At 74.5% G+C, this 2,381-nt stretch carries 1 protein-coding gene; it reads left to right on the plus strand.

The window, feature by feature from the left end:
* On the plus strand, window positions 1-2,381 hold a 2,381-nt coding region (locus GT042_RS12535), incomplete at both ends, for an amino acid adenylation domain-containing protein (RefSeq protein ID WP_161308783.1).

Consider the following 2,381-nt stretch of genomic DNA (forward strand, 5'->3'; position numbering starts at 1 on the left):
TCCCGGCGCCCTCCTCGCCCGTCACCCCAACCTGCGCGCCTGCTTCCGGCACGAGCGCCTCGACCGGCCCGTCCAGGTCGTCCCGAAGGCCGTCCGCCTGCCGTGGACCGAGGTGGACCTGACCGGACTGAGCCTGGACGAGGTCACCGTACGGACCGAGGAGGTACTGCGGGAGGACGCCGCGCTCCGTTTCGACCTGGCCCGCCCGCCCCTGGTCCGCGCCACCTTCCTGCGGCACGACACCGGCGCCGAACTGATCGTGTCCTTCCACCACATCCTGCTCGACGGCTGGTCGCTGCCGATCCTCGAACGGGACCTCGTGGCCCTGGTCGCGGGCCGCCCGCTGCCGCCCCCCGTGCCCTACCGCGACTACCTGGTGTGGCTGAGCGGGCAGGACCAGCACAAGGCCGACACCGCGTGGGCCGAGGCGCTCGACGGTCTGGACCGGCCCGCGCTGCTGGCACCGGACGGCCCGGACACCGCGCCCGACCGGACCCAGCTGCGGCTGCCGGCCGCGCTCACCGCGACGCTGACCGCCCGGGCCGCCGAGGCGGGCGTCACCCTCAACACCGTCGTGCAGGTGGCCTGGGCGCTGCTCCTGGCCCGGCTGACCGGCGCCCGTGACCTGGTCTTCGGCGCGGTCGTCTCCGGACGCCCGCACGACCTGCCGGGCGTCGAGTCCATGGTGGGCCTGTTCATCAACACCCTGCCGGTACGGGTACGACTCCGGGACGGCGAGAGCGCCGGGGACCTGCTCCGCCGGATCCAGGACGAGCAGTCCCGCCTGCTGGCCCATCACCACGCCCGCGTCGCCGAGGTGCAGCGGACCGTCGGGGCCGGTGAACTCTTCGACTCCATCCTCGCCTTCGAGAACTTCCCGCAGGCGCCGCCGACCCAGGACGGGCCCGACACGGTACGCCTGGTGACGGTGACGGACGCGACCCACTACCCGGTCACCATCGCCGCCGTCGCCGAGGAGCGGATGCTGCTGTCGGTGAGCTGCCGCCGGGGCATCTCCGCCACCGCGATCACCCGCGGCGTCGTCCGCGTACTGGAACAACTCGCGGAGAATTCCGAGCAGTTGGCCCAGGACATCGACGCCCTTCCGCAGGCGGAACACGACCGGCTGCTCGCCCTCGCGGCGGGACCGTCCCGCGCCGTCGCCGAACCCGCCACCGTGACGGGGCGGTTCGCCGCGCAGGTGGCCCGGACGCCGGACGCGCCCGCTGTCGACACCGACGGCGAGATTCTCGGCTACGCGCGGCTCGACGCCGCGTCGGACCTGCTGGCGGCCCGGCTCGTCCTGGCCGGTGTGGCGCCGGGGGACACGGTGGCCCTGCTGCTGCCCCGCTCGGCGTCCGTGGTCGTCGCGCAGCTCGCGGTCCTCAAGGCGGGGGCCTGCTGGCTGCCGCTCGACCCGGCGCAGCCGTCGGAGCGACTGGCCCGGCTGGTGAAGGCCGCGGCGCCCGTCCTCGCCCTCACCCTCGGTGCCTTCCCGGTCCGACTCCCCCCGGAGCTGCCGGTGTTGGACATGGGAGAGGAGCACGCGGGACCCGGGTCCTTCGAAGCGGTCCCGGTCCATCCGGAGTCCGCCGCCTGCGTGATCTACACCTCCGGATCCACCGGAGAGCCCAAGGGCGTGGTCGTCCCGCAGCGGGCGATCACCGAACTGGCCGCCGACGGCCGGTTCGCGGGCGGCGCGCACCGGCGGGTGCTGCTCCACAACCCGTACACGTTCGACGCCTCCACCTACGAGGTGTGGATCCCGCTCCTGAACGGCGGGACCGTGGTCGTCGCGCCCGCCGAGGCCGTCACTCCCGACCTGCTCAAGCGGGTGGTGCCCGATCGCCGGGTCACCGCGCTGATGCTCACGCCCGAACTGCTGCGTACCGTCGCGGAGATCGCGCCCGACGCCCTCTCGGGGCTCAGCGAGGTGTGGTCCGGGGGCGACGTCCTGGCGAGGGACACCGTGCGCCGGATCCAGGAACACTGCCCGGCCGCCGTCGTGGTCAACGGCTACGGACCCACCGAGACCACGGTGTTCGCCACCGCGCACACCGCACACGTCCCGCACACCGCACACGCCTCTCCGGCGCCCACCGAGCACACCGCACCCACCGCACCCACCGAAGCCGACCCGGGCGCCGTCCCCATCGGCCGCCCCCTCGACAACACCCGCGCCTACGTCCTGGACGCCGCCCTGCGCCCGATGCCCGCCGGCGCCACCGGCGAGCTGTACCTCGCCGGGACCGGTCTCGCCCACGGCTACCTCGGGCGCCCGGTGGCCACCGCCGGACGCTTCGTCGCCGACCCCTACGGACCGCCGGGCAGCCGCATGTACCGCACCGGCGACCTCGCCCGCCGTACGACCGGCGGAGTCC

It is taken from the genome of Streptomyces sp. SID3212 (genome assembly GCF_009865405.1).
Taxonomy (GTDB): Bacteria; Actinomycetota; Actinomycetes; order Streptomycetales; family Streptomycetaceae; genus Streptomyces.